The sequence below is a fragment of the Nitratireductor sp. B36 genome, assembly GCF_020833685.1.
In the GTDB taxonomy this organism is placed as follows: Bacteria; Pseudomonadota; Alphaproteobacteria; order Rhizobiales; family Rhizobiaceae; genus Nitratireductor.
In genome coordinates this window covers 1,245,602-1,266,133 of the sequence record NZ_JACKZY010000001.1, presented here as the reverse complement: position 1 = coordinate 1,266,133, position 20,532 = coordinate 1,245,602, and the positions used below count along the sequence as shown (strand labels likewise).

The 20,532-nt window shown below is 60.2% G+C and carries 18 protein-coding genes and 1 tRNA gene; 7 read left to right on the top strand and 12 right to left on the bottom strand.

Features of this window, described 5'->3' with window-relative positions; all coding sequences use genetic code 11:
• The first annotated feature begins 1 nt into the window (after window position 1).
• Entirely contained in the window at window positions 2–826 is an 825-nt protein-coding gene (locus H7H48_RS06195) for an ABC transporter permease (protein ID WP_229447896.1), read from the top strand.
• Window positions 827–845: 19 nt separating this feature from the next.
• Here the strand turns inward: H7H48_RS06195 and H7H48_RS06190 are convergent, their stop codons facing one another.
• On the bottom strand, window positions 846–2,693 hold the full coding sequence (locus H7H48_RS06190) for an AsmA family protein (protein WP_229447895.1): 1,848 nt from the start codon (window positions 2,691–2,693) through the stop codon (window positions 846–848).
• A gap of 305 nt (window positions 2,694–2,998) precedes the next feature.
• Between H7H48_RS06190 and H7H48_RS06185 the strand changes: the two genes are divergently transcribed.
• Window positions 2,999–4,957, top strand: a complete 1,959-nt coding sequence (locus tag H7H48_RS06185) for an acetoacetate--CoA ligase (protein ID WP_229447894.1) — start codon at window positions 2,999–3,001, stop codon at window positions 4,955–4,957.
• A gap of 300 nt (window positions 4,958–5,257) precedes the next feature.
• Here H7H48_RS06185 and H7H48_RS06180 read toward each other — a convergent pair whose 3' ends face one another.
• The 3 genes from H7H48_RS06180 to H7H48_RS06170 all read right to left on the bottom strand — a co-directional run bounded on the left by H7H48_RS06180 (window position 5,258) and on the right by H7H48_RS06170 (window position 11,736).
• Window positions 5,258–6,955 carry an iron ABC transporter permease gene (locus H7H48_RS06180; protein WP_229447893.1) on the bottom strand — a complete coding sequence of 566 codons (1,698 nt, stop codon included), beginning with the start codon at window positions 6,953–6,955 and terminating at the stop codon, window positions 5,258–5,260.
• A gap of 90 nt (window positions 6,956–7,045) precedes the next feature.
• Window positions 7,046–8,104 carry a Fe(3+) ABC transporter substrate-binding protein gene (locus tag H7H48_RS06175; protein WP_229447892.1) on the bottom strand — a complete coding sequence of 353 codons (1,059 nt, stop codon included), beginning with the start codon at window positions 8,102–8,104 and terminating at the stop codon, window positions 7,046–7,048.
• A 179-nt stretch (window positions 8,105–8,283) separates the two neighbouring features.
• Window positions 8,284–11,736 carry a PAS domain S-box protein gene (locus H7H48_RS06170; protein ID WP_229447891.1) on the bottom strand — a complete coding sequence of 1,151 codons (3,453 nt, stop codon included), beginning with the start codon at window positions 11,734–11,736 and terminating at the stop codon, window positions 8,284–8,286.
• Between the two features lie 351 nt (window positions 11,737–12,087).
• Here H7H48_RS06170 and H7H48_RS06165 point away from each other — a divergent pair, with 351 nt between their 5' ends.
• The 4 genes from H7H48_RS06165 to H7H48_RS06150 all read left to right on the top strand — a co-directional run bounded on the left by H7H48_RS06165 (window position 12,088) and on the right by H7H48_RS06150 (window position 13,942).
• Window positions 12,088–12,543, top strand: a complete 456-nt coding sequence (locus H7H48_RS06165) for a phasin (protein WP_229447890.1) — start codon at window positions 12,088–12,090, stop codon at window positions 12,541–12,543.
• A 194-nt stretch (window positions 12,544–12,737) separates the two neighbouring features.
• Window positions 12,738–12,814 (top strand) — tRNA-His (locus H7H48_RS06160).
• 160 nt (window positions 12,815–12,974) lie between these two features.
• The gene (locus H7H48_RS06155) at window positions 12,975–13,589 is read left to right on the top strand and encodes a hypothetical protein (RefSeq protein WP_229447889.1); all 615 of its coding nucleotides are present in this window, start codon (window positions 12,975–12,977) and stop codon (window positions 13,587–13,589) included.
• 68 nt (window positions 13,590–13,657) lie between these two features.
• The gene (locus H7H48_RS06150) at window positions 13,658–13,942 is read left to right on the top strand and encodes a hypothetical protein (protein ID WP_229447888.1); all 285 of its coding nucleotides are present in this window, start codon (window positions 13,658–13,660) and stop codon (window positions 13,940–13,942) included.
• Between the two features lie 21 nt (window positions 13,943–13,963).
• On the opposite strand, the gene H7H48_RS06145 is transcribed toward H7H48_RS06150, so the two are convergent.
• The 3 genes from H7H48_RS06145 to H7H48_RS06135 all read right to left on the bottom strand — a co-directional run bounded on the left by H7H48_RS06145 (window position 13,964) and on the right by H7H48_RS06135 (window position 17,756).
• Window positions 13,964–15,064, bottom strand: a complete 1,101-nt coding sequence (locus tag H7H48_RS06145; protein WP_229447887.1) for a diguanylate cyclase — start codon at window positions 15,062–15,064, stop codon at window positions 13,964–13,966.
• 88 nt (window positions 15,065–15,152) lie between these two features.
• Window positions 15,153–16,724: an exodeoxyribonuclease VII large subunit gene (gene xseA / locus H7H48_RS06140; protein ID WP_229447886.1), complete on the bottom strand. Its 1,572-nt coding sequence runs from the start codon at window positions 16,722–16,724 to the stop codon at window positions 15,153–15,155.
• A gap of 69 nt (window positions 16,725–16,793) precedes the next feature.
• A complete protein-coding gene (locus tag H7H48_RS06135) occupies window positions 16,794–17,756 on the bottom strand; it encodes a LysR substrate-binding domain-containing protein (protein ID WP_229447885.1) in 963 nt (320 codons plus the stop codon).
• 162 nt (window positions 17,757–17,918) lie between these two features.
• On the opposite strand from H7H48_RS06135, the gene H7H48_RS06130 reads away from it, so the two are divergent.
• On the top strand, window positions 17,919–18,221 hold the full coding sequence (locus tag H7H48_RS06130; RefSeq protein WP_229447884.1) for a DUF1127 domain-containing protein: 303 nt from the start codon (window positions 17,919–17,921) through the stop codon (window positions 18,219–18,221).
• Between the two features lie 138 nt (window positions 18,222–18,359).
• Here H7H48_RS06130 and yacG read toward each other — a convergent pair whose 3' ends face one another.
• The 5 genes from yacG to H7H48_RS06105 form a co-directional block, all read right to left on the bottom strand.
• Complete coding sequence (gene yacG, locus H7H48_RS06125) at window positions 18,360–18,557, bottom strand: DNA gyrase inhibitor YacG (RefSeq protein ID WP_229447883.1); 198 nt, start codon at window positions 18,555–18,557, stop codon at window positions 18,360–18,362.
• A gap of 1 nt (window position 18,558) precedes the next feature.
• On the bottom strand, window positions 18,559–19,191 hold the full coding sequence (locus H7H48_RS06120) for a Maf-like protein (RefSeq protein WP_229447882.1): 633 nt from the start codon (window positions 19,189–19,191) through the stop codon (window positions 18,559–18,561).
• 26 nt (window positions 19,192–19,217) lie between these two features.
• Window positions 19,218–19,436 carry a translation initiation factor IF-1 gene (gene infA, locus H7H48_RS06115; RefSeq protein WP_006200926.1) on the bottom strand — a complete coding sequence of 73 codons (219 nt, stop codon included), beginning with the start codon at window positions 19,434–19,436 and terminating at the stop codon, window positions 19,218–19,220.
• A gap of 126 nt (window positions 19,437–19,562) precedes the next feature.
• Window positions 19,563–20,009, bottom strand: coding sequence for a low molecular weight phosphatase family protein (locus tag H7H48_RS06110; protein WP_370633315.1), 447 nt, complete (start codon window positions 20,007–20,009; stop codon window positions 19,563–19,565).
• A 37-nt stretch (window positions 20,010–20,046) separates the two neighbouring features.
• The gene (locus tag H7H48_RS06105; RefSeq protein WP_229447881.1) at window positions 20,047–20,532 is read right to left on the bottom strand and encodes a UPF0262 family protein; all 486 of its coding nucleotides are present in this window, start codon (window positions 20,530–20,532) and stop codon (window positions 20,047–20,049) included.

The following is a 20,532-nucleotide window of genomic DNA, read 5'->3' as shown; positions in this document are numbered from 1 at the left end:
CATGGCCGGAAGCTGGGGACGTTTCAACATCGTGTCGCTCGTGCTGGGCTTTGCCTTTCTGTACCTGCCGATCCTTCTGCTGGTGATCTATTCGTTCAACGAGTCGCGCCTCGTCACGGTGTGGGCGGGCTTCTCGACGAAGTGGTATGTGGAGCTTTTCTCCAATCGTGGCCTGATGGACGCCGCCTGGGTGACGGCACGGGTCGCCTTCCTTTCGGCAACGGTGGCAACCGTGCTCGGCACGATGGCAGCCATAGCGCTGACACGTTACACGCGCTTTCGCGGCCGTCTCTTGTTCTCCGGCATGGTGTTCGCACCCCTCGTCATGCCGGAAGTCATCACCGGCCTTTCGCTTCTGCTTCTCTTCGTGGCGATCAATTTCGATCGCGGGTTTTTCACCGTCACCATCGCGCACATCACCTTCTCCATGTGTTTCGTTGCCGTGGTGGTTCAGTCCCGCCTCATGAGCTTTGACCAGTCGCTTGAAGAGGCTGCGCTCGATCTCGGCGCGACGCCGGTGAAGGCGTTTTTCCAGGTGACGCTTCCGGTGATTTTGCCGGCGGTGATTTCAGGGTGGATGCTGGCTTTCACTCTGTCACTGGATGATCTCGTGATTGCAAGCTTCACCTCAGGTCCCGGTGCGACGACGCTGCCCATGAAGATTTACAGCCAGGTACGGCTCGGTGTGACACCGGAAATCAATGCGGTCTGTACCATTTTGATCGGGATTGTGGCGATGGGCGTGATTGCCGCATCGATCGTCACCAAACGGCAGGAAGTTCAGCGGCGCCGCGACGAGCAGGCGGCCATAAGAGTGGCAGCCTGAGCCAGACGCTGGACCCCGGCTATTCGATCAGAAACGGCGCGATAAAGGGCGCATTCCAGGACCCGCCGACGAAGAAGGTTTCGCGCGGTCCCTGATCCTGACTGTGTTCCTCCGCGGCAGTCTCCCCGCTGGCCGGTGTTTGCGGCGGCATGATGCTGCCGGAAAGGGCAATGCCCCGGCCAGCAAACGGTACCAGCCCGCCAATTGTGATCTTTTCTCCGGTGCTCAGGCGCGCTTCCGCAGTATCGATCCATGCAATGCCACCTGCCAGTGTGGCCTTCAAATCCGCGCCCTCGATGGGGAGTTCGCCATCGGCAATGTCCTGCAAGGGGAAAAAGCTGCCCTTGTCATTGTGCTCCCGAAAGGTCTCGAGATTGAGGCCGACAATGCTGCCCTTGCCGAAGCTGGCCGAGATGGAACCGTCGGATGTTTCAAGAACCTGGTTCAGCGTTTCTCCATGCCCTTTCAGAAACACGGAAAACGACCCTTTGGCCTTCGGCATGAAGGCGGTGAAATGGAGCTTCTCTCCCATCAGCCCGCCATCGATGTTCTCGGCTGCAATGCGAAGTTCGGCGTGATCACGGCCCTCCACATTGTCGAGACGGACACCGAGTTGAAGCATGCCTCCAAAAGCCGTGGCATCGGAAATATCAAGGCTCACGAGCCCGTCACGAACCTGCGCGGTTGCGGCCACATCGTTCATCGACACGGAACCGGCTGTTGCTTGCGTGGCCGAGAGGCGGAGGTCGAAGTTGAGATCGTGCGCCCAGGAAGCCGCTACTGCCTGCGCCGGCGTGTCGGGCTCGGGCGCAAGGGTTTTCAAAAGTGCGCCAAGATCAAGAGCGTTGAAGGCAAGAGTGCCGGAAATGGTCGGGCGTGGATCATTGAAAGCCACGTCGAAGACACCGGTTGCGCTGCTGTCTCCGAGGCTGAACGCCGTGGCCTCGAATTTGACGCGCTTGGCGTCGCCTATGACGGTGCTCCGGAGCTTCGCGGCCTTGATCGTGCTGCCGGGCCAGTCCTCAAGCAATGTCCATTCCAGCACACGCTGAAGGGAGGGGGCTGAGCTTTCCAGAGTGCCGTTGATGAAGGCATTGTCGACGAGATCGGCTTCACCTTTGAAAGATAGCGTCAGTGGGGCGCTTTTCAGCGAGAGTGAAAGAGCTGTCTTCCCCCCCGCGAGCAGAAAGAGCGGCTCGTCGGTCGAGGCATCGACAGAGAGGCTTTCGCCATGCCAGATGCCTTTGGCAGACAGGGTGGCCGCGCGGTTGAGGGCAGGCCAATTGAAGGTCCCCGTGAGACCGCTGAGAAAGGGCGGTTTGTTGGCCCCGTTGAGCGCGATGACCCGGCCATCCTCGACTTCGACGGTCGCGAAACTGTCGCTTGGCAATGCACTTTTGTCAGGCGCTGCCGGATCCGCCGCAAGCAGTTCGCGTGCCGCCTCGACCGATTGGGCGAGCTTGCCCCAATTGGGTATGGTCGGAACGCGCATCACACCGTCGGTGTCATCCAGCCGCAGCACTGGCCTCACCAGCCGGATCTTGGTGAACACGACCTTGCCGCGCAGGGCTGCGAGTGCGGAAAGGTCGATTTCGACACGCTCCGCTTCCATGACCGGCGCGCCATCGGCGTTCCAGTCGGACAGGACGACATCATTCAGCACGGCGCTGAAGGAAGGCCAGACGCGGATTTGGGGGGCATCGTCCAGCCGAATGCGATATCCGCTCCAGGCGCTGAGCTGCTGGGCCACACTGTCGCGCACAATCTGGGTGGACGCCAGAATAGGCAGGCAAACGACCACCAGCGCCGCAACCACGGCGGCGATCAACAGAGCCCAAATGCTTTTCTTCATTGCCGACGAGGGCATGGAACCTCATCCTCGGCGTTCCGCCCGGCAGCTTTGGGGCCAGAGTGAACGCGGTCAACTTGATGGCCGGAAATGCCACAACACAGCTATGCCGGCAAACCGACTTCACAGCTCCTTACGGGTTTAAACATGACGTATGGCATTTCAAGGACTTGTCGCGTAGCGGAAGGGTATTGCACCGCTTTCTGCAGCCTCCTGGCGGGTTTGATGCACGATAGGGGAATTGTTTCTCAAGAGACCATTGCCGTTGCGAGGCGGAAATGCATAAGAAGAGCAGACGCCTGGAGGGCAGTGAGGAGGAAAGAATGAAGGCATCGGAGCCACTTTGGACACCATCTCAGGATCGGAAGACCGAAGCGCCGATCTCGGCTTTCGCCGGGCGGGCAGAGAAGGTGGCTGGCCGTAGCCTACCCGATTATAATGCGCTCCATGCTTGGTCGATAGAAGACCGTGAAGCGTTCTGGTCTCTTGTCTGGGACTTTTGCGATGTCATCGGCGACAAGGGTGCGCGCATTCTGGAAAATGGCGACCAAATGCCGGGCGCTTCCTTCTTTCCCGATGCGAGGCTGAACTTTGCCGAGAACCTTCTGCGAAGGTCTGGCAACGATGATGCGGTGGTTTTCCGGGGCGAAGACAAGGTAGAGCGAAGGCTCTCCTGGAATGCCCTGCGTGCGCAGGTGTCGCGCCTGCAGCAGCTCTTCCGCGACCGGGGCTTGAAAGCCGGTGACCGGGTAGCGGCGATGATGCCCAACATGCCCGAAGCGCTCGCGGCGATGCTCGCTGCCACGTCGCTTGGTGCCGTCTGGTCGTCCTGTTCGCCCGATTTCGGCGTTCAAGGTGTTCTCGACCGGTTCGGTCAGATTGAGCCGACAATTTTCATTGCGCCGGACGGGTACTGGTATGGTGGCAAGTCTTTCGACGTTACAGAAAAGGTAGCTGCTGTCCTCGACAAACTGCCGAGCGTGAAACTGGCCTTGATCGTCGACTATCTAGGACATGCGGAAGAATCTGCTGCAAAGCTGGGCAAGGCTGAGGCCTATGGCAAGGTTTTGGAGCACTATGAGGCAAGGGAGCCAACCTTCGAGCGCCTCCCATTTTCGCACCCGCTTTACATCCTGTTTTCCTCCGGCACGACCGGCATCCCGAAATGCATCGTGCATTCGGCGGGCGGCACGCTGCTTCAACATGTAAAGGAGCACCGTCTCCACGCTGGGCTCAAGCCCGGCGACCGCTTGTTCTATTTCACCACCTGCGGCTGGATGATGTGGAACTGGCTGATGAGCGGACTGGCTTCCGAGGCCACGCTGCTGCTTTATGACGGCTCTCCCTTCCATCCCAATGGCAACGTGCTGTTCGACTATGCCGATGCCGAGGGGATGACCTATTTCGGCACGTCTGCCAAGTTCATCGATGCGGTACGCAAGGCCGGTCTGAAGCCGATGGAAAGCCACGATCTCTCAACGGTCGAAACGATCTCGTCGACCGGCTCGCCGCTGGCGCCGGAAAACTTCGCCTTCGTCTATGAGGGGATCAAGAAGGACGTCCATCTCGCCTCGATCTCCGGCGGAACGGACATTGTCTCCTGCTTTGTGCTCGGTGTGCCCACCTTGCCGGTCTGGGTCGGCGAGATCCAGGCGGCCGGGCTCGGCATGGCGGTCGAAGTGTGGGACGATGAAGGGCGTCCGCTTGAGAAGGGAAAGGGCGAACTCGTCTGTACCCGCGCCTTCCCGGCAATGCCGATCGGATTCTGGAACGATCCGGAAGGCGAAAAATATCATGCGGCTTATTTCGACCGGTTCGACAATGTGTGGTGCCATGGCGATTTCGCTGAATGGACGGAGCATGGCGGCATTGTCATCCATGGCCGTTCCGACGCGACGCTGAACCCCGGCGGCGTGCGCATCGGCACGGCGGAAATCTACAACCAGGTCGAGCAGCTGCCGGAAATCCTCGAGGCGATCTGCATCGGTCAGGAGTGGGAAGACGATGTGCGTGTCGTTCTTTTTGTGCGGCTTGCCGATGGCGTAGCACTTGACGAGGCGCTGGAGAAAACGATCCGCACCAAGATCAGGACAGGAGCAAGCCCGCGTCACGTGCCCGCGCGCATTGTTGCCGTGGCGGATATCCCGCGCACGAAATCCGGCAAGATCACCGAACTTGCCGTGCGCGACATCGTTCATGGCCGCGCGGTGAAAAACAGGGAAGCGCTTGCCAACCCCGAGGCGCTGGATCTATTCCGCGACCTTCCCGAGCTTCGCGCCTGAGGCCGGGTCGGCATGGTAAACAAATGATGAAGCTGAAATTTACCGAGACTTCACAAGTGGTACGGTTCGGTAAATTTCTCCGCGATCCGGTAAGGTTCTGTTAAGGGTTTGCCCGCGATAGTGTCGGCTAACTTGACGAGCCGGACACAGGTTCCGACTGTTCATTCAGATGTTCGCCAAGCCCCGTTTTTGACAGCATTCAAGATCCTTCAGGCGCCCTTTCCGGGCGCTTTTTTTTGCCCGGATTCTTGTGCGCCGATGCGGTGCATCAACGGGGCGAACCAGTGTCTCGATTGGGTGTCAGGTGTTGTGGTCGCGCATGAGTGGGCGCGACAGAAGGATCACCGGCACGATGGCCGTGGCGATGATGAGGAGCGCGGCCACGGCGCCATCCTCCACCACGCCACGGGACGCGTTTTCATAAACATGCGTGGCGAGCGTGCGGAAGCCGAATGGGCGCAGGAGAATGGTCGCTGAAAGTTCCTTCACCGTGTCCACGAAGACGAGGATGGCCGCCGTCAGGATGGCGGGCTTCAGAAGCGGCAGGAGAATGGTCAGGGCGCTCTGGTTTGCCGTCTTGCCGAGGCTACGGGCGGCCTGATCCAGATTGGGAGGCAGTTTTTCCAGACCCGAGCGGACCGCGCTTTCAGCAAGTGCGAGAAAGCGGATCGTGCAGGCAATGACGATGGAGGCTGCCGTACCTGTCAGGAGAAGCCCGGTCGAAAAACCACCATGGGTGCGCGCAGCGGTGTCGACTGTGTTGTCGATGGCGGCGAGGGAGAGAAGCAGGCCGAGGCCGAGGATCGTGCCGGGCAGGGCATATCCGATGGAGGCAAGCCGCACGAGCGCCATGGTGTAGGGTGAGCGCGAGAGACGCATGGCATTGAGAAGCAGCAGCGCGATGACGACGGTCGCGATCGCGGTGATGCTGGCCACCGTAACGCTGGTCAGGAATGCCTGCAGAACCTGCGGATCTGCAAACTGGTAGAGCCGCTTCGAGACGTAGCGACCGAAGACGAAAAGCGGAACGCCGAAGCCTGACAGAATGGGCAGGATGAGGGCGCCGGTTGCGAGAATGCCTTTGAAGCCTCTGAGCGGCAGACGAGGCGGGCGCACATGCATCTGGGTGCCGCGGGCGCTGTGAAAGCGCTGTTTGCGGCGCGCCCATTGCTCGGCTGTCAGAAGCAGGAACACGATGACGAGCATCACGGAAGCGATCTGTGCCGCCCCTTCGAGGCTCCCGCGATTGAGCCAGGTGGAATAGACCGACAGCGTTAGCGTGCGAACGCCGAGATATTCCACCGCGCCGATGTCGTTGAGGGTCTCCATCATCACCAGCGCCAAGCCTGCGACGATGGCCGGGCGGGCGACGGGCAGAAGAATGCGGAAGAAGACACGCGCCGGCCGCGCGCCCAGCGTGCGCGCCACATCGGCGATATTGCGCCCCTGCATGAGAAAGACGACGCGGGCCGTGAGATAGACATAGGGGAAGGTGACGGACGTCACCACGAGGGCTGCCCCCCAGGTGGAGCGGATGTCGGGAAACCAGTAGTCGCGCGCGCTTTCGAAACCGAAGACGGCACGGAACGCGGTCTGCAAGGGGCCGACATAGTGGAAGAATTCGCCAAAGGCATAAGCGGCCAGATAGGTGGGCACGGCGAGCGGCAGCACCAGAGCCCATGAGAGGAACCGGCGCAGCGGAAACTCGTAGCCGACCACCAGCCAGGCGGATCCGACACCGATGAATGCCGTACCCATGGCTACGAGGCCGAGCAGCACAAGTGTGGTGCCGAGCGACTGCGGCAGCACGTAGCGCAACAGATGCGGCCAGGCTTCGCCCGTGCCGGAGAGAGCAACGAAAAGTATGGTGGCGACGGGAAGAAGGACCGTCAACGCGATTATGAGACTGCCAAGCCGCGCGGCACCGTGGCGCTCTCCCCGAACGCGGGGAAAACGGTGTTCACGAAGAGGTGCTGTCGGCGCTGGCTGGAGGGTCATGACCACAGGTGCGATATGATTGCGGGTGTCCCCGCAAATGCAAAAAGCCGGGCCCCGCGAAGGACCCGGCTTTTACATGTTAAAGATGGATCAGCTCGCCGGGCCGTCATCGAGACCGACACGGTCAACCATTTCGGAGGCCGCCTTGCGGTTCTTTGCGATCTCGGCAAGCGGCAGGCTGTCCGGCTTGATCTTGCCGAAGGACTGCACGGTTTCCGAAACCGTGGCGCCGGGAAGAACCGGATATTCGTAATTGGTCTCGGCATAGATCGACTGGGCCTCGGCGCTGCCCAGGAAGCGCATCAGCTCGAGCGCGTTGTCACGGTTCGGCGCGTGCTTGGCCATTGCCATGCCCGAAATGTTGACATGGGTGCCGCGATCCTCGGAATTGGGGAACAGGACCTTCATCGAAGCGGCCCAGTCCTTCTGCTCCGGCTCTTTCTCATTGTTGATCATGAGGCCGACATAATAGGTGTTGCCGATGCCCAGATCGCACTCACCGGCATAGATGGCCTGTGCCTGCGCGCGGTCGTTGCCGCTCGGCTTGCGAGCGAGATTAGCCTTGAGGCCCTTCATCCACTCTTCGGCCTTCTCCTCGCCGTGATGGGCGATCATGGAGGCGAACAGGGCGATGTTGTAATTGTGCTGGCCGCTGCGCATGCAGATCTTGCCCTTCCACTTGGGATCGGCGAGCTCTTCATAGGTGATCGTGTCCTGCTCGACGCGCTCCTTGGAGGCATAGACAACACGGCCGCGCGTGGTGACGCCGAACCAGTGGCCTTCCGGATCGCGGAACTCGGACGGAATTTCAGAATTGACGGTCTCGTCCTCGACGGGCTGCGTGATGCCCTTCTCCTTGGCGTTCATCAAACGACCGATGTCGACGGTCAGGATGACGTCCGCTGGGGAGTTCGAGCCTTCCGCCGCGATGCGGTCCTCAAGACCCTTGTCGAGGAACAGGACTTCGGTCGCAATCCCGGTCTTTTCGGTGAAAGCGTCGAGCAGCGGCTGGATGAGGAAGGGCTGGCGATAGGAATAGATGTTCACCGTTCCCTCGGCCTGGGCCGCATACAGGGTGGTGGCAAGCGTTCCCGCTGCGACGAGCGCGGCGAGACCGGCGCGGGCAGCGATCAATTTGTTTGTCAGCATTGGTGTCTCCAAACCTGTGGGATTAAAGGTCCCAGGGAATGCGCAGCTCTTGCTCCGCAATGCGGGGACATCTCGCGGAAAAAACACCGTGCGTCAAGAAAAATACAAACAATATCATTAGTTTAGAAATATTCTAAACTGCAAATGTCATCTTTTCTAATGTCGGCTTGACCGGCAGCTCAGTCGGCAAGGACGCGCGTCGGGGGGAATGAAACCTCTACCAGCGTTCCTTCGCCCGGCACCGAATTGATGGAAAAGGCCGCGCGATTGGCTTCCACCATCGCGCGGGTCAGCGGCAGGCCAAGGCCCGTTCCATCCCCGCGCTTACGCTTCAAGCTGTTGATTTGCTTGAAAGGTTTCAACGCTTCTTCAACCTCTGCGGGACTCATGCCGATACCCGTGTCGCGCACGCGCATGATGACCGAGCCGTCCGAACTATAGGCTGTCGAGATGATCACTTGTCCGCCGGCGGGCGTATAGCGCACCGCATTGGACAGAAGATTGAGCGCAATCTGTCGGACGCTGCGCGGGTCGGCGACCACATCCGGCAGATTGGAAGCGAAGCTAGAACGAATGATGACGCGTTCGCGGTTGGCCTGCGGCTGCATCATGGCGACGGTTTCACCCAGGACATCGTTCAGGGACACCGCCTCATAGTGCATCTCCTGCTCGCCGGCTTCGATCTTGGAAATGTCGAGCAGGTCGTTGACCAGGTCGAGCACATGATTGCCCGAACGGTTGATGTCCTGCAGGTAGTCGCGATAGCGGTCATTTCCGATGGGGCCGAACTTCTCATCGAGCATCAACTCGGAAAAGCCGATGATCGCGTTCAGCGGTGTGCGAACCTCATGGCTGACGCGCGCTAGAAATTCGGTTTTCTGCGAGGAGGCGCGTTCGGCTTCGGCGCGCGCCTGCGTCAATTCCTCGGCCGCGCGCTTCCACTGTGTGACGTCGCGGAGAACGGCGCAGAACCCGCTGCTGTGAGGCAGGCGCCCGATCGTCATGAAGAGTGGTATAAAACGCCCTTGAGCCTCGCGTCCGATTACCTCCAGGCCATCGTTGAGAACGCTGGCGACACCATTGTCGGAAAGGCTTTCCAGGTGCGCGCGCACCGCTCCCTGACTTTCAATGGCAAACAATGCGGTAAATGGTTTGCCGGTCACGTCCTGGGCGTCGAAACCGAAAAGAGCTTCCGCCGGGCGGTTGGTCGAGCGGACATTGCCGTCGTTGTCGATGACAACCACACCGTCTGTCGCGGTGTCGACAATCGCCCGCATCTCGGCCAGATGCATCTGTAGTTCGGCGGTTTGCGCCTCGAGTTCGGCATCGTTTACCGCTTCCGCCTGAGTGTCAGCTGCACCGGCCTCTGCCGTTGTGGCAGCAGCCTCTATCTCGCTTTCGATGGGCTGTAACGCGAGAAGAAGGGCTTTTCCATCGCGCCAGGGAACGGATTGGAGATGCGCATGCACATCGTGCTCGTCCCCTTGGGCGGTCCGAATTGTCAACGCCTGGGCGTCGGTTGCGGTGTCGGAAGCCCCGTAGCTTTCCGGAAAAAGCACGTCGAGGCCGCCGCTTTCCTCAAGCGCTTTCAAATCCGGATAGCCGGTCAGATCGAAAAACGCCTTGTTGGCGTAATGGAGCCTGTCTCCCGCATGAATGAGGATCGGCAGTGGTAGCCCGGCAAGCAAACCGGGACTGCTCTCGTCGCTGCCTGCTGGCATGGTGTAAAACGCCGAGGGAACGATTGCCGGTGACGCAGTCGGAGCAGGCGCAGGTTTATCACCTTCGGTGGAGTGCTGGGCCACATCATCTGTCGCGGCTGCTTCAGGCTCTTGCTGATCCGGTGAGGTTTCGTCTACGCGCGCACTGTCGGAGGCAGACACCAGTTCGACTGGGGTGTTTTCCGATGGCGGTTCGCCCGCCTGCGAAGGAGTTTCGCCTGCGGGTGTGTCTCTCTGCCCGGATTCTTCCTCTGCGAGATTTTCCCGGCGCAGACGTGCGCCGATTTCACGAAACGCTGTTGTCTCCGTTGGAGAGAGGCCGCCTTCGGTGATCGGCGGGGTGCGGTGTTCGGCAAGGCGGATTATCTTCACCTGCTCGGGTTGCGCTTCATCGAGCTTCTGAGAAGGCTGAGGCGTGGCAGGAATTTCGACCTCCGCGTCGGCGGAACCGGCTGGCGGTTGTGGCAGCTCTGCGGCCGGTTCCCTGTCATGCTGCGGTTGGGATTCGTGGCTTACGTCCAGCGCAGTTGGCTCCGCTGCCTCGTGTGAGGGTAGGGGCGCGCCGGGTGCGAGCACGAGACCAATGCCCTCGGGGTCTGTCACAGCGTCGTTCATGCGCGCCAGGCCGAACCCGTGAAAGCCTTCGAAAATGCGGCCACGGCCATAAATGGGGAGGGCGGCCAGATCGACGGGAACCTTCAGGTCTGTTCCTTCTATAGGCCACATGACCGTGCGACCGGACCACGTATCACGACGCTCCAGCAGGGCTGAAATTCGGCCTTCGGGGTCCAGCCCGAACGCGTTGGACACCTCGCGGAACCGGCGGCCCATAACATCGGCTGCAGCCGGTCCCACCGCCTCGGCGAAAGCATCAGACAACGCGGTGAAGCGGCCTTCAGCGTCCGTGCGCCAGGCAAAGCGGACCGTGCCTCTGGGCCGTTCAGCCGGAGCCGATGGGGCGTTTTCAAGCGCGTGCGCAGCGGGTCGGTCAGGTGTTGCTTCCGCAATGACCTGCGGGGTTTCCGGTGGGGTTTCCTGCGGGGCTTCCCTGTCGCCACTGCTCTCGCCAGAGGGTTCGCCTTCGGTTGCAACAGGTGTCTCCGTCGGCGCTTCTGTGTCAGAAACGGGCTCGGGATCCTCAGCCTCCGGGGCCTCGACAAGCGCTGGATCCGGCAATGACGGCGCGGTGTCTCCACCCGCAAGATCCGGTTCCAGGCTCGGCGGCCCGTCCTGCTGCAAGGCCGCGTTCTGCTCGTCGACAACCACGAGCAGATGCCAGGCGGGGTCGTCAGTCAGCCTTGCGAAGGCCGCGGGGCGGCGGCGCGCGCCACCTTCCACCATGCGCTTGACCAACCGGTCTTTCTCACCGCGCACTTCGTCAACGAGCGCGCGGAGCGTCTCGTGCTCGATGCCGAGAGCCTCAAAATTGTTGGAAGCTGCGGCAATGGAGCCGTTCTCGTCCACAAGGGCGGCAAACTGGTCGGCCGCGTCAAAGCCCTGGACCGCGGCCGTGGCACGGAAGCTGTCGTCGCGCATGCGGGTGGAAATGGCCTTGGACGCGAGCAATATTGCCGCCTCGCCGCCGGGCAACACAATCGTCGACGCACTCAGATTGACGATCGGAGATCTGACGCCATGCCCAAGCCGGGTGGCGACACCGCGTTCCCCGGAAATCCTCGGAAACCCTGGCGCGGCGGAAATCTGGCGCCGGGTTGTCGTGGAGAGGCCGCTCTCGGCGCCAATGGCTTCATCGATATTGCGATGGCCGATCAGCGCGGCACCCGGGCCGTTCGCCCAGATTACCGTGTCGAGTGCGGTGGTGAGGATGAGCAGGGCGTCGCCAGCCGCAAAGCGCTCCCGCACCTGATCCAGAACCGCTATGTCAACAAAGGAATATGAGACAGACGCCATTCAAACGAGCCAAACAATTTTCTTCACGCGGGCCGGCCGGAGATTCGCAGGACACGGCAATCGCAACGGTTCAAACAGCATCGGGCTGCCATCCTCAACCGCAGAACGCGGCATCCCGACAACGACGTTAACACCTTATTAATAAAAGCATGTGGCGGCGAGGTCCACAAATGCATATGGCCGATGGCTATGAATTCTCGCTGATTGGTTAATCGCCTGCGGGCAAAAATGCTGCATCGCAACATGAATGTTGCAATGCACAATAGGAGGTGCTATATACGCTCCATGAATTGTCGGGCGGGTGTCAACCAGACGGAGACCGCCATGAACGAGAACCAAAGGACCTTGGATATGACCAAGACCACGCAGAAAGACAACGGAACCGTTGAGTTCCCAGCGTTTGACGCGACGCAGGCGAGCGAGCAGTTTCGCGCTTTCGCCGAAAAGAGCGCCGAGCAGACGAAGGAAGTCTACGCTCGCATGAAGGTGAATGCCGAGGAGACCCAGAAGGCTCTCGAGGCGACCTTTGAAAATGCCAAATCGGCTGGCAACGAGTTCACCACCAAGTCGATTGCTGCGCTGCGCGAGGGCACCGAAGCCAATCTGGCCCATCTTGAGGCTCTGGCTGGCGCCCGTTCCTTCGCAGAGTTGATCGAGATGCAGAGCAACTTCATGCGCAAGCGCATGGAAGTGGCTGTGGACCAGATGAAGGACTTCCAGGCTACCTCGCAGAAGTCGGCCGAAACGGTTGCAAAGCCGATGAAGGATGTCTTCGAGAAAACGGTCAAGGAACTTCGCGTCGCCTGAGGCGTTTAGCGCAAAAGAAAGTCCGGCAGCGCCTTCCTCCTCCCGTCGCTGCCGAGTGGGCCCGAAACCTCCTCCCTTCGGTCCCTTGTGAAAAAGACCGGGATCCTCCCCCCGGTCTTTTTTTCTTTTGTTCTTTTGGCTTGAAAAAGCGATCATTTGCCCGTATTGACGCGGACGCCGGTCACCGGTCACGTGCGGTTGTAGCTCAGTTGGTTAGAGCGCAGGATTGTGGCTCCTGAGGTCGGTGGTTCGAATCCACCCAACCGTACCATTTCTCCCAATTTCTTCTGCCTCGATCCTTTCTTCGCCGCGTTACAGCAATTCAGGCCCGGTGCTGCGGGTTTCCTGGTGGCAGCCTACGCCTTTTTATCATTTGCCGATCTCTGTTGCTTCTCCCAGACTGCCACCATGCCCGAGGCAGGGAGGAAGAGATGGGTGTTCTGGTCGATGAGAAGTTTTGGGTAATGGCCACAAACAGGATGTGGTTGAGCTTTCCGCCACCCGACCGGCCGATTTCGAACCAGGAGCTTTCAGAAATTTTGGAGATCGGCTGTCGAACCTTTTCGGAGGTGTTGGCCGATCCGGAATACGCGCGCGATCTGGAAGAGGTGGTCGCCTTGCGTGACACGGTGGATACCGACGCACCAGGGTGGCTCGAGGATTTCCGCGGGTTCTTCGAGCGATTTGCACAGCGCGAACGCGCACTCCTCGTCCAGTCCCAGATGGATGAACAGGTCGCGGACAGACTTCTTGCGGCGCTCCGCGGCATCGTCTCGCATACTGCCGAGGCAGAGCGGTGGATCACCGAAACCGAAGATCTCGACCGCCTCTTTCAGGTGTCCAAGGAAATCTGTTGCAGCTATGCTGAGAAGGCGAGGAATGATGCGATCCAGGCCACGCCGGCAGAACGCAGGAAGCTGGTGGACGACGCGCTGGAACTGGTCGGGGCCGGCGCCATGATTGCCATTGATATGGCCGCATGGGAAGCCACGTCCGTGATCGGCGGTAGCCTGATGATTTTCGGCGTCGTGCGCCGGCGCTTTTAGGGGCCGACACTGCTAGTTCGACCCGTGATGGGAGTGGACCGCGGGCGGCGGCGCAAACGAGGACAAGCATGCGAGACCTGCTTCGATTGTCGCGCTACCACTGGGTGGTTCTGTTCCTGGTGATGGCCCTGTGTGCCTTCGCCACAGCATTTTTGTCGTTTCAGCTCGTCAACATCGCGATGGCGAATCTCGAATTCATCCTGAAGCATGGCCTCATGGGAATTGCAGACGGTGGCCTCCTGCAGCTCCTGTCAATCCTCGCGAAAGGACTGCTGATCGTGATCTTCTATTTCTGCTTCAAGGGCATTGAAGCAGAACTGCTTCAAAGATGGCGGAACATCGACCGCCCATGAGCTTGGCAAAGATTTGGCCTCTCAGGCTGCCAAGGCGATCTCGACCCGGTTGCGGCCCGCTTCCTTTGCACGGTAGAGCGCCATATCGGCGCGCTTGAAGGCGGTAGTGAAAGCTTCCGATTCCGTGGAACCGTCATTTGCGTAAAGCCCGATGCTCACACTGAGGGTAATGTCCAGTTTTCCTTCATGGCGATAGGGTGTTCCGGCGACAGCCTTGCGAAGCCGCTCGCCCAGGCTGAACGCGCGTTTGGCGTCATGAGAGGGGAGGACGAGGGCAATCTCCTCGCCGCCATAACGTGCCACCAGATCCGTCTTGCGGACGTTGGAGCGAACGAGAACGGCAAGGTGCTGAAGGACCTTGTCTCCAACATCGTGCCCGTGCGCATCGTTGATCTGCTTGAAGTGATCGATGTCGATCAGCATGAGTGCGCAGGCGTCGCCCCGCTGATTCGCTGATTCCATCAGATCCGGCCCCCGCAGATCGAAGGCGCGCCGGTTTGCCAGACGCGTCAGGGAATCCGTGGAAGCTTCCTGGCTAAGGACGCTCTCACGTTCAAACTGACGCTTTTGCCGATCAACGATACCTCCGACAATCATTGTGCCCAGAATATTCATGACCAGCATCACGGGGCCGACCTTTTTCAAGATGGCTATCGCTGTTTCGAATGGCAGAAGAAACATCGAGACCAGCGAAGCCGCGCAGAAAACACCGAGCAGGGCGAAGGCGACCAGCCCAGTGCGTCGACCCTTGAAGTAGAGGGCGAAGGCAATGCCGGCACTTGCGCACATCAATATGCCGACACCACCGGGAACTGCGCCAGCGCCGCCCAGCCACACTCGATAGGAAAAGGCTGCAAGGGTCGTAACAGCGACGGCGAGCCATCCACCGAAAGTCATCGCAAGAATGACGAATGCATTGCGCAGATCGAAAATAATGCCTGGGGCTACCTCCACCGGAAGCATCATCGAGCCGACAGCGCCGGCACCGAAAACCATCGCAACCAGCGTGTGACGAACACTGGGCGTAGGACAACTGCGCAGGACGATATCGTAAAACAATGCGGCAATCGCCGCGATCCCCAAATTCTGCAATACGCCGGAAACCAGCAGCGCTGTCGTCATTCTACCGCCCTCATTCTGCGGGAACGGTAGGCCCTCAAGGTTTCCATGGGGTAAAGGAAGCCCCAATCATGGGCTTCCTGTGGCGTCGCTAGAAGAGGCTGCCCTGACCCTTCGGTCCGTCCTCGGAAGCTTTGATTTTCTTCGCGCTTGCCGCTGTTTTTCGCCCATCGCTGGCGGCAACGGCACGTGCCACACCGTCGGCAAACTGAATTTGCAGTTCGAGACCGGGTTGAATCTCGCTCGCGCGCTTCAGCGGCAGGTCGTCTGGCCCCCGCACGAGAGCAAACCCGCGTTCCAGAACACCTTCGTGAGAAAGCGACTTGGCAAGCCGCATGGCCTGATCCGCACTGGCGCGCCCGTGTTTCAACAGCAGATCGACCTGAGTGTCCGCGCGCCGCCCTGTCTGAGCAAGACGATCACGCCAATGGGCGATGCGCTGGTTAAGGGCAACGGGAGACACGCGGGCTGCGTCGCGATCGAAGCGAGTCCTTTGGGCGCGCACAAGGGCGAGAAAAACGCCCGGCAGCCGCTCGCCGGAGACGTTGGTGCGACGCCGCGCCTCGCTCAATCGGCGTTCCAGGGTCGCTGGCGAAAGGCGAAGGCTGTTGAAGGCAATGCGCTTGCGCTGCGTGGCTCCCGAGAGGGCGCGGCCTAGCCGGCCCGCTGCCTCGTCAAAGCGCCGCCGGGGCAGGGCCAGAAGCTGGTCGGGCGAAGGCAAGGCGCGTGAAAGCGCCCGCAAAGCCTGCCGCTTGCGGTCTCCCTCACGGGAGATCGCACCCTTTAACCGTGCCGAAAGCCGCGCAAGCGAGGCTTCCATCTCCGCCTTGACCGGAACTGCCATTTCCGCAGCTCCCGTGGGCGTGGGCGCGCGTCGATCGGCAACGAGGTCGATCAGCGTCCAGTCTGTTTCATGACCGACAGCGGAGATGACCGGGATGTCGGATGCAGCAACGGCCCGAACCACCGCTTCATCGTTGAAGCCCCACAGATCTTCAAGACTGCCACCCCCACGCGCAACGATCAGAAGGTCCGGCCGCGGCAGCGGGCCTTCTTGTGGCAAAGCATTGAAGCCGGCAACGGCATTGGAAACCTCTTCGCCCGTGGTCTCTCCCTGCACACGCACAGGCCAGACCATGACATGAACGGGGAAACGGTCGGAAATCCGGTGGATGATGTCGCGGATGACGGCGCCGGTGGGGGAGGTGACCACGCCGATGATACGCGGCATGAACGGCAGCGGCTTCTTGCGGGCGTCATCGAACAGGCCTTCGGCGGCAAGTTTCTTCTTGCGCTCTTCCAGAAGTGCCATCAACGCGCCGGCGCCGGCCGGCTCGATGCTGTCGATGACAATCTGATATTTCGAGGAGCCTGGATACGTGGTCAGTTTGCCGGTGGCGATGATCTCCAAGCCCTCCTGCGGGAGAAACTTCAGCTTGGAGAAAACCCCGCGCCAGATCACGGCTTCGATCCGTGCGCGATCGTCTTTGAGGGCAAAATAGGCGTGGCCGGAGGAATGCGGCCCGCGATAGCCGGATACTTCACCACGCACGCGCACATGGCCGAACGCGTCTTCCACTGTGCGTTTCAGCGCACCGGAAATTTCACTGACGGAAAATTCCGCGACATTGCTCTGCGAATCGGCTGGGCGGGATGTGTTCATGGTACGGAATTGAGACGGGCCGCACCCGCAGGGTCAAGCCCGCAAGCCAAATCCATCCACATGGCTCTCCTACCAGCCGTTCATCACCTGACCGGGCCGCAGCCGCTTGCTGCGCGAATTGAGAAACGCGCCTTGAAAGTCGAAACTGCCGTTTTCTTCAATGAATGCCGGGACGGAGAGATTGTCCAGGCTCTCGCTGATATGCCGCGCGAGTGCATCGATGATCTCCACCTGTCCGGTATGTCCGCGCATGAGCCCGATATGGCAATCGGGCAGGGGCTTGAAACCATCAGCCTCGCCCAGAACGCGCATGCCGGGCCGCAACGCGCATTCCGGCAACACAGAGACGGCGAGCCCGGACAGAACGGCGGTGGCGATCACCGTGGCCGAAAAACTGGTGAACAGGACTCGATACTGCCGGCCTTCCTCTTCCAGCGCAGCGCAGGCGGTGCGTCGCCACAGGCAGTTGGGTCGTCCGAACGCCATGGGCAGCACATCGCGTTCGTGCACCGTGTGATTTGCCGAGCTCACCCATAGCACCGGCTCTCGCCGGACCGGCTCCGAACCACCCTTGGAATCGTCATGGGTCACAAGCGCAAGATCAAGGTTTCCACGCCTGATGTGCTCCACAAGATTGGTTGTGGGTTCGCAGGCAACCGAAAGTTCGACCCTTGGATTGGATCGGGAAAAGCGCGCCATGATCTCGGGCAGAAAACGGTCGGCATAGTCGTCCGGCGTACCGATGCGGATGTGGCCCTCAAGGCTGGCGTCGTCGAAGGCCGCCAAGGTCTCGCGGTTGAGGCGCAACATGCGGCGCGCATAGGTCAGGAGCCGCTCGCCCTCCTCGGTCAGCCGATTGGTCCGGCCATCCTTCTGAAAGAGCGTCTTGCCAATCCGCTCTTCAAGACGACGCATTTGCATGGAGACGGCCGACTGGGTGCGGTGCACTTCTTCGGCCGCCCGCGTGAAGCTTCCCGTGTCGGCAATTGCAATAAAGGTCGAGAGCTGGTCGAGGTCGAGCGGGGCCGCCATGGTAGAACCTATCATAGATGTTGATGACAGAGATTAAAAACATTCGTTCGACTAATCAATAACAGTTTGTCACTCTGCCATCGTTCACGAGACGGGCCCTTCGGATCTGCCGGATGGGATGCCCGCTCATCACTTTCGTTCAAGACACAAAGGATCAGAACGATGACCCGCGCCGAGACCCAGACCTTCGCCATGACCGCTGTTTCACAGCCGGCCGGCGTGGTGCGCGCGATTGCAGTGTCGATTCTGGCCAAGACAAAGAATTACTGGCAGGCGCGAACCGCGATGCGCCATTTGTCGGAAATGTCCGACTGGCAACTCGCCGACATCGGTCTGACACGAAGCGATGTGGACATGGTGACTTTGCGGGCACCGCGAAAGCTTGCAACGCAGGCTCTTCAGGAAATCGCACATGAACGCACACGCATGAGCGCGCTCCACGGCGGGGCGACGCCTGGAGCCTGACAGCGCCGAAATTCTGAGAGCAAGAAGATTCAGCTCCCTATGCAGGCATGACTCCCGCTAGGCCGGCTTCCCCCCGGCAGCCTGCACATTGCCCGGTCCCTCGGACCGGGCTTTTTTTGCCGAAATGGAACAAACGGATCAGGCGGGGTCGCCGTCTTCCTCGTCCACCGCGCGACCGGGGATTGCATAGCTGCCCGAAAGCCAGCGATTGAGGTCTACATCTTTGCAGCGTTTCGAACAGAACGGGTAGAATGCCCGTTCCGAGGGCTTGCTGCATTCAGGGCAGGGGCGTTTTGGACGCAGCGGCGTGACTTTTTCAGTCGAACTCTGGTTCATTCTAACGGGCTCCGGCACCTGAGAGCCAGTTGAAATGGACCTTGTATCCCTCTGCCACCAGCAGGTTGACGGTCTCGTAGAGCGGCAGCCCTACGACATTGGTGTAGGAGCCTACAAGCTTGACCACAAAGGTGCCTGCCAGCCCCTGAATGGCATACCCGCCCGCTTTGTCTCGCCACTCGCCGGACGCCAGATAGCTTTCAAGCTCCTCATGCGAGAGCCGTTTGAATCGGACGCGCGATTCGACAAGGCGCTGGCGAACCTTTCCTGAAGGCGTGATGACACAAAGACCGGTGTAGACCCGGTGCGTGCGTCCGGAGAGGAGCTGCAGGCAGTTGGAGGCCTCGTCTACCCTCTCGGCCTTGGGCAGAATGCGCCGTCCGACAGCAACGACCGTGTCGGCAGCCAGCAGATAGCAACCTTCTGCCTCACCGTCCTTCTTCAGGCGTTCGTGCGCCTTCTCTGCCTTGCCCAGCGACAGACGTTTGGCAAGCGAGCGCGGGTGCTCGCTCTTGAGCGGCGTTTCATCAATGTTTGCAGGTGCCAGGCGATCAGGCTCGAGACCGGCCTGCTGCAAAAGCTCGACGCGGCGGGGTGAGCCGGAAGCCAGCACGAGTTTGTGCAGTGCGCTCATTGCAAATCTACCAGCCGCGACAGCGTTTACTTGAAGCGATAGGTGATGCGACCCTTGGTCAGGTCGTAAGGCGTCATTTCAACGAGCACCTTGTCGCCCGTAAGAACGCGAATGCGGTTCTTGCGCATGCGACCGGCCGTGTGGGCAATGATCTCGTGTTCGTTTTCCAGTTTGACGCGAAACATCGCGTTGGGCAGCAGTTCCGTGACCACGCCTGGAAACTCCAGGACTTCTTCCTTTGGCATCCGTTACCTTCGGTTTTTTAAGATTTTCCCGGCCGACGGCCGGAATTTGGCGCGGAACCTAGCTCATTCATCACTCTTTGTGAACAAGCCAAAGCCCGGCAAACGTCAATTTGTGTCGGTTTTGTTTCACGTTTCAAAGCGCTGCGCAATGGATGCGGCCAACCGGTCGCGCACATCGCGATAGGCAGCGATGATCTGATCGCGTGTGCCACTGACGACAGTGGGGTCCATGGTCGGCCAGTATTCGACATCCGCCGCGATTGTCCGGGTCATGTCGAGTGCGCGGTGATGGGCTTCCGGCGAAAGGGTAATGATGAGGTCGAAATTGGTGTCGGCCAGCTCCTCGATGGATTGCGGCTGGCGCTCTCCAAGCGAAAGCCCCTTTTCATCCAGAACGGCATCGACAAAAGGATCACGTTCGCCGGCGCGCAGGCCGGCGGAGGCCAGAAAAACGCGAGACGGCAATATCTGGCGGGCAAGGGCCTCGGCCATGGGCGAACGGATGGCGTTCATGCCGCAAAGAAACAGCACCGACTGCGGCACGCGCGTTTTGTCTGCGGCGCCGGGGTTCACGGCCGCACTCCCGTGGAGGCGGCACCCATGACGCGTTTCAGCCCCGCCAATGCAGCACGCAAACCAGCGTGAAAAGCCGCCGTGCGGTGTCGAAGTCCACTTCGATCTTGTCTTTCAGGCGGTCCATCAACGTTTGCGATCCCTCATTGTGCAGACCGCGTCGTCCCATATCTATCGCTTCGATCTGACTGGGCGTCGCGCTGCGAATGGCATCGTAGTAGCTTTCGCAGATCAGAAAATAGTCTTTCACAATGCGGCGAAACGGCGTGAGCGAGAGGATGTGGGTAACCACTGCTTCGCCATTCTCCCGCGAAATGGCGAAAACGAGCCTTGCCTCAACAAGTGACAGCTTCAGCTTGTAAGGCCCCGGACCCTTGTCGCCGACAGGCCGGAAACTGTTTTCCTCGACCAGATCGAAAATGGCGACTGCGCGCTCATGCTCGATATCCGGTGTGCCGCGGCCAACGGACTCGTCGAGTTCGACATCGATCAAACGTGCCGTATCGGAGTCCTGACAGGCCAT

What these genes read in the sequence shown, in the direction of transcription:
- H7H48_RS06190 (WP_229447895.1), bottom strand. Translation starts at nt 2,693, where the DNA reads ATGCCCTCGTCGGCAATGAAGAAAAGCATTTGGGCTCTGTTGATCGCC.
- H7H48_RS06165 (WP_229447890.1), top strand. Translation starts at nt 12,088, where the DNA reads ATGACCAAGACCACGCAGAAAGACAACGGAACCGTTGAGTTCCCAGCG.
- infA (WP_006200926.1), bottom strand. Translation starts at nt 19,436, where the DNA reads ATGCCAAAGGAAGAAGTCCTGGAGTTTCCAGGCGTGGTCACGGAACTG.
- H7H48_RS06155 (WP_229447889.1), top strand. Translation starts at nt 12,975, where the DNA reads ATGGGTGTTCTGGTCGATGAGAAGTTTTGGGTAATGGCCACAAACAGG.
- H7H48_RS06180 (WP_229447893.1), bottom strand. Translation starts at nt 6,955, where the DNA reads ATGACCCTCCAGCCAGCGCCGACAGCACCTCTTCGTGAACACCGTTTT.
- H7H48_RS06105 (WP_229447881.1), bottom strand. Translation starts at nt 20,532, where the DNA reads ATGGCCTGTCAGGACTCCGATACGGCACGTTTGATCGATGTCGAACTC.
- H7H48_RS06120 (WP_229447882.1), bottom strand. Translation starts at nt 19,191, where the DNA reads ATGAGCGCACTGCACAAACTCGTGCTGGCTTCCGGCTCACCCCGCCGC.
- H7H48_RS06145 (WP_229447887.1), bottom strand. Translation starts at nt 15,064, where the DNA reads ATGACGACAGCGCTGCTGGTTTCCGGCGTATTGCAGAATTTGGGGATC.
- yacG (WP_229447883.1), bottom strand. Translation starts at nt 18,557, where the DNA reads ATGAACCAGAGTTCGACTGAAAAAGTCACGCCGCTGCGTCCAAAACGC.
- H7H48_RS06170 (WP_229447891.1), bottom strand. Translation starts at nt 11,736, where the DNA reads ATGGCGTCTGTCTCATATTCCTTTGTTGACATAGCGGTTCTGGATCAG.
- H7H48_RS06130 (WP_229447884.1), top strand. Translation starts at nt 17,919, where the DNA reads ATGACCCGCGCCGAGACCCAGACCTTCGCCATGACCGCTGTTTCACAG.
- xseA (WP_229447886.1), bottom strand. Translation starts at nt 16,724, where the DNA reads ATGAACACATCCCGCCCAGCCGATTCGCAGAGCAATGTCGCGGAATTT.
- H7H48_RS06135 (WP_229447885.1), bottom strand. Translation starts at nt 17,756, where the DNA reads ATGGCGGCCCCGCTCGACCTCGACCAGCTCTCGACCTTTATTGCAATT.
- H7H48_RS06175 (WP_229447892.1), bottom strand. Translation starts at nt 8,104, where the DNA reads ATGCTGACAAACAAATTGATCGCTGCCCGCGCCGGTCTCGCCGCGCTC.
- H7H48_RS06150 (WP_229447888.1), top strand. Translation starts at nt 13,658, where the DNA reads ATGCGAGACCTGCTTCGATTGTCGCGCTACCACTGGGTGGTTCTGTTC.
- H7H48_RS06195 (WP_229447896.1), top strand. Translation starts at nt 2, where the DNA reads ATGGCCGGAAGCTGGGGACGTTTCAACATCGTGTCGCTCGTGCTGGGC.
- H7H48_RS06185 (WP_229447894.1), top strand. Translation starts at nt 2,999, where the DNA reads ATGAAGGCATCGGAGCCACTTTGGACACCATCTCAGGATCGGAAGACC.